The following is a 5,341-nucleotide window of genomic DNA, read 5'->3' as shown; positions in this document are numbered from 1 at the left end:
ACAGCAGGTGCTGATCAAACTCAACAGGGCTATCCTTGAATTTTGGTGGTGGTGACATCTGGCATTATTAGGGTTGATTTAAGGCTTATCATAACAGATAAACCTATTCTCGGTCAGGCTCCTAGAGTATCGTCATATAGATTGACTCCACAATCTCCTACACTCATAAACGCTATGTTGCCCGATGTATCAGCCTGACGACTGACTGACCTTACCCTGTTGCCAATAGGCTTCCATTTCATCCAGAGATAACTGCTGAAACTCATAGCCCTCTTCCGCTGCCCGGACCTCCATAGAACGAAAGCGTTTTTCAAACTTGTCGCTGGCCTTGCGCAATGACATATCCGGATCAACAGACAGATGACGGCCAAGATTAACGCAGGCAAACAACAGATCACCCAGCTCTTCTGCAACTCGTTCCTTGCCCTGTTTTTCTCTCACCGCTTCACGAATTTCTTCAATTTCTTCCTGAATTTTATCAAACACGGGTTCAGCTTCTGGCCAGTCAAAACCAACCTTGGCAGCAGCTTTTTGCAGCTTGAAAGCTCGTGTTAAGGATGGCAAAGCAGCAGGGAGTTTTGTCGGCATGGCCGATTGAGAAGCCTTTTCTCCTTTAGCCTGCTTTTCTTTCTGCTTGATAGCCTGCCAGCTTTCTACCACCTGATCAGAAGTGGTTTCATCATCAGGCGACTTTATGGACTCCAGAGTTCCGGCAGGAAAGACATGAGGATGACGGCGAACCATCTTCTCCACCAGCCCGGCAGCTACCTGATGAAAATCAAAATGACCCGCTTCTTCCGCCATTCTTGAATGAAATAGCACCTGAAACAGCAAGTCCCCCAATTCTTCACGAAGGTTGTCAAAATCTTCGCTGGCAATAGCATCCAGAACTTCGCAGGTTTCTTCCAGCGTATAAGGCGCTATGGTCGTAAAATCCTGCTCCAGATCCCAGGGACAACCGGCTTCAGGATCCCGAAGCCGGCCCATGAGATACAGCAAGTCTTCCAGGCTGCTTTGACTCATTTCCCTTCCTTGCGATGACGCGCTACTTCAATCACGTTAGGCAGCTGATTGACCTTCGCCAGTACCGTACTCAATTGCTGCAGACTTTGAACTTCGACGGTCAGCAACATATTGGCAATGTTATCTTCCTTGCTGGTACGGGTCTGAACAGACAAAACGTTCACCCGTTCATTGGCCAACACGATGGTAATATCTCGCAGCAGACCCGATCGGTCGTATGCCGTAATAATAATTTCCACCGGGTACATGTATTCCGGAGAATACCCCCAGTTCACCTCGATCAGCCTTTCTGGCTCTTTCTCCTGCAGATTGAGAGCATTATTACAATCCTGACGGTGTATCGTTACGCCACGGCCGATCGTGATATACCCAATAATCGGATCACCCGGTACCGGATGACAACACCCGGCCATCTGGGTCAGCAGATTACCGACACCATCAATGGTAATAGTGCTGTCAGAGACTTTTTCCTGCGGTGTGCGGGTACGTATTTCAAACGCTTTCTCTTCTTCCGGCTCCAGCTCTCTCTGGGCCAGTGCGACTGCCTGGGTAACTCGATAATCGCCCGCACCAATCGCTGCGTACATATCATCCAGTTCTTTGAATGGCGTCTGAGGCAACAGATCGTTGAAATTAACCCCAGTCAACGCCAACCGCTTGAGTTCAGCATTCAGCTGATTACCGCCATCAATTATATTGGAGTCGCGATCCTGCTTTTTCAGCCAGCTGGTAATTTTTGCCCGCGCCCGATTGGTCGTGACATACCCAAGGTCCGGATTAAGCCAGTCACGACTGGGTTGAGCATTGGAGCCAGTCAGAATTTCTACCTGGTTACCGGTTTTAAGGCTGTGATTAAGCGGCACAATACGGCCACCCACTTTGGCACCACGACACTTCAAGCCTACTTCAGAGTGAATTCTGAAAGCGAAATCGATGGGTGTCGCACCTACCGCCAAATCCACAACATGACCGGCTTTTGTGAAAACATAAATACGATCCGGCTCAACATCGGAACGCCACTCTTCTGCGATACCACCCAGGTCACCCAACTCTTCATGCCATTCCATGACGTTACGAAGCCAGTTGAGCTTTTCTTCGTAGCTGTCACTTTTGGTATTAACGTCAGTGCCCTTGTACTTCCAGTGAGCACAAACACCCAGTTCGGCTTCTTCGTGCATGGCTTCAGTACGAATCTGCACTTCAAGCGTTTTGCCCTCAGGGCCAAACACGGCTGTGTGCAATGACCGATATCCATTTTCCTTGGGCGTCGCGATGTAATCATCAAACTCCTGAGGAATATGATTGAAGATCGAATGCACGACACCTAAAGCCGCATAACAATCTCTGACTTCTTTGGTAATTACCCTAAAAGCACGGATGTCATAAAGGTCACGGAAGTCCAGCCCTTTGCGCTTCATTTTACGCCAGATACTGTAGATATGCTTTGCCCGACCATAGACATGAGCTTCAATCTGGGCTTCTCCAAGCGCATGCTTGAGTTGATCTACCACATGGTCAATATATTGCTGACGATCAGTTCTCTTCTCATCCAGCAGTCGGGCAATACGCTTATAATCCTGCGGATTCAGATAACGGAAAGAAAGATCTTCCAGCTCCCATTTGATGTAACCGATACCAAGACGATGAGCCAGTGGCGCATAGATTTCAAAGACTTCCCTGGCCACCCGGCGACGTTTGTCTTTGTCAGCATCTCTCAATGCCCTGATAGCGCAAGTACGTTCTGCCAGCTTAAGCAACGCTACCCGAACGTCATCAATAATGGACACCAGCATCTTGCGGACTTTTTCAAGCTGATCCTGGCTCTGGTCCAACACTAGGGCTCTGGCGGGGTTCAGCAATTCACTGATAGCCGCCATACCCTGAACGTCCTTAATCAGACGTACCACAGTTTTGCCGAAGTCTTCTTCCACCTGACCCATGGACAGCTTACGCTCACGCACGGCTCGATAGAGCGCAGCTGCCACGAGCGTTTCGGTATCCAGTTTCAGTTCCGCAAGGATTTCGACCATCTCAAGGCCGGTACGAAAGCAGCCAGGTCCTGTGGGCCAGACTGTATCGGCCTGCTGACGTGCCTCATCTTCAGCCCAGCGACTGAGTTCACAGGCCGCTCTCAGGCGATCCGTTCCGGTAACACCGAAGCTTTCCTGCATGCGCGTCAGCCAGGCTTCCAAATCGACGGAGCCATCAAAGCGGACGGGGTGATCTTCTCTTACCTTTACCATGAAAGTTTTCCACTTATTACTTTGGAGGCACTGCCTGACTGAAGGGCAACACCTCGAGGCTCACAGCTGCAGATAACGAAACTTATCATTTATTAAAACAGTCTCTGCAGGCCATGGCACCTATTCACTGTATAAAAATGTGTTGTGTGTTTTTTTACTGTAAAAGCCCTTCATCCCTGAGGGACCCAAGCTTTCCCTACTCAGGACTTTTTGAAAAGAGCCATAGACTCTACATGCCCGGTTTGCGGGAACATATCCATCACTCCTAACCTGACCAGCTCAAACCCTTGTTGTGCAAGGGCTCCAGCATCTCTGGCCAGTGTTGCCGGGTTGCATGAAATATAAAGCAACCGTTCGGGTATATGGCCTTCCATCTGTTCAATAATTTCGATGGCACCGGTTCTTGGCGGGTCCAGTAACATGGCATCGTAGTTATGATGCAACCAGTCTTCGCCCGACTTATCGCCTTTGATCAGTGCCGAAAGATCTGCCTGATAAAACTGACTGTTTGTCAGGCCATTAAGGTCGGCATTGAATGCCGCTCTCTCCACAGCACCGGCACTGCCTTCAACGCCAATGACAGACGCTGCTTTCCTGGCCATTGCCAGGGAGAAGTTGCCGAGACCACAAAACAGGTCCAGCACCTGGTCCTGGGGCTTTAAATCCAACCAGTCCAAAGCCTGAGTGACCATCTGGCAATTAATGGGCCAGTTCACCTGGGTAAAATCTGTGGGTCTGAACTGAAACCTCAGATCGAGTTCTGGTATCCGGTAGTAAAGCCAGGGATCATCCAATGGGGAATACAGGCAACTGATATGTTTTTCATCGCCCATTAAATAGAGGTATAGCTGTTGCTCCCGGGCAAATGCTTCCAACCGGTTTAAGTCTGCGGGTGGTAGAGCCCTGATGTGTCTGAGCAGGACGGCCCGACCAGAATCAGCCAGAAATAATTCAGCATGACTGATCGACTCTCGCTGTTTCAACTCAGGAAGCAAAACTCGCAATTGCTCTGGCAAAGGCTGCAAAGGCTCTGCCAATACCGGACACTCCCTGATATCAACAATCTGTTGACTCTGTTTCTCGCGAAATCCCAAAGATAAACGACCTTTCTTCCACAAAATGGACAGTCGGGCACGATAACGGTAGCCGTAGGGTTGGGATGCCAGTGGCTCGGCAATTTCTGCAGGTGTCAGGGATGAAAAGCGCTGCAACTGATCCAGCACAATACTCTGCTTACCCTGCAACTGTCCTTCATGGGACCAGTACTGCAGGCTGCAGCCACCACAGACTTTAAAGTGTCGGCAGGGGGGAGGCACGCGCTCGTCTGAAGCAGACTCGACATCGATCACTCGACCACTGCTATAGCGACGCCGATCCTCTGTCAGCAAGACGGAAACCTGCTCGCCGGGCAGCCCCCCCTCTACAAAGAGGGTTTTGCCCTGCAAGCGGGCAATACCACGACCATCATGAGACAGGCCGTGTACAAGAACCTCTCCAACTACACGGCGCCTGGCACCTGGAGAAGCCTTTTGAGATCGCATGAAACTGTATCCTTCAGATTCAGAAATACGCAAGCAGTCTGGACTAGAAACGACATTCACTCAAACCACGGAAAACAGTGTTGAGATTAATGAAGTCGTATTTTCATAGATAAAACTGCGGAAAGAATAATTTTCGCTGCGCATTATACCTACCGCTCTATGAAATTTCAGTGCTGTAGAGCAATGACTGTGTAAATATTTTTCACACTCGGTTGAATCGGCTGAAGAACCCTGAACAGAGGCTTTGCTTGAAGCGACAGAATGATTCTGTTTTGAAGGGATTCCCACCCGGCATAGACCGGGTGGGAAATTTGCGGGGTTACAATCAGGCCGCTTGCCAGTTAGCAGCAATCACCGGATTGATCTGATCCCTGGTATCCTGAGGCAATTGAGCATCACCTGCAGGAGGTGCATCAAAACCTGCCATGGCATTGACCAGGTTATCGATCTTATTGGCCAGAAGCACCGCATCGCTGGTACGGATTTCATCCAGCTTTTGAGCATCATTGCTATACCAGTCCTGCACAGTAACCT

4 protein-coding genes are annotated in these 5,341 nt (G+C 49.7%); all 4 read right to left on the bottom strand.

Annotated features, from left to right (window positions below; genetic code table 11):
• Positions 1-189: 189 nt before the first annotated feature.
• Positions 190-1,023 carry a nucleoside triphosphate pyrophosphohydrolase gene (gene mazG, locus ACR2PX_RS17605; RefSeq protein WP_434000667.1) on the bottom strand — a complete coding sequence of 278 codons (834 nt, stop codon included), beginning with the start codon at positions 1,021-1,023 and terminating at the stop codon, positions 190-192.
• Positions 1,020-3,266 carry a GTP diphosphokinase gene (gene relA, locus ACR2PX_RS17600; RefSeq protein ID WP_434000666.1) on the bottom strand — a complete coding sequence of 749 codons (2,247 nt, stop codon included), beginning with the start codon at positions 3,264-3,266 and terminating at the stop codon, positions 1,020-1,022. Before relA ends, mazG begins: the two co-directional genes overlap by 4 nt.
• A gap of 200 nt (positions 3,267-3,466) precedes the next feature.
• Positions 3,467-4,807 (bottom strand): 23S rRNA (uracil(1939)-C(5))-methyltransferase RlmD, encoded by a 1,341-nt coding sequence (gene rlmD / locus ACR2PX_RS17595; RefSeq protein WP_434000665.1) that lies wholly within the window; start codon positions 4,805-4,807, stop codon positions 3,467-3,469.
• 325 nt (positions 4,808-5,132) lie between these two features.
• A partial coding sequence (locus ACR2PX_RS17590; RefSeq protein WP_433998831.1) for a hypothetical protein occupies positions 5,133-5,341 on the bottom strand: 209 nt, incomplete at its 5' end.

The sequence above is a fragment of the Endozoicomonas sp. genome (genome assembly GCF_051008435.1).
GTDB lineage: Bacteria > Pseudomonadota > Gammaproteobacteria > Pseudomonadales > Endozoicomonadaceae > Endozoicomonas_A.
Note: the sequence above shows the minus strand (reverse complement) of the source record. Positions and strands in the feature narration are given on the sequence as shown.

What these genes read in the sequence shown, in the direction of transcription:
- relA (WP_434000666.1), bottom strand. Translation starts at nt 3,266, where the DNA reads ATGGTAAAGGTAAGAGAAGATCACCCCGTCCGCTTTGATGGCTCCGTC.
- rlmD (WP_434000665.1), bottom strand. Translation starts at nt 4,807, where the DNA reads ATGCGATCTCAAAAGGCTTCTCCAGGTGCCAGGCGCCGTGTAGTTGGA.
- mazG (WP_434000667.1), bottom strand. Translation starts at nt 1,023, where the DNA reads ATGAGTCAAAGCAGCCTGGAAGACTTGCTGTATCTCATGGGCCGGCTT.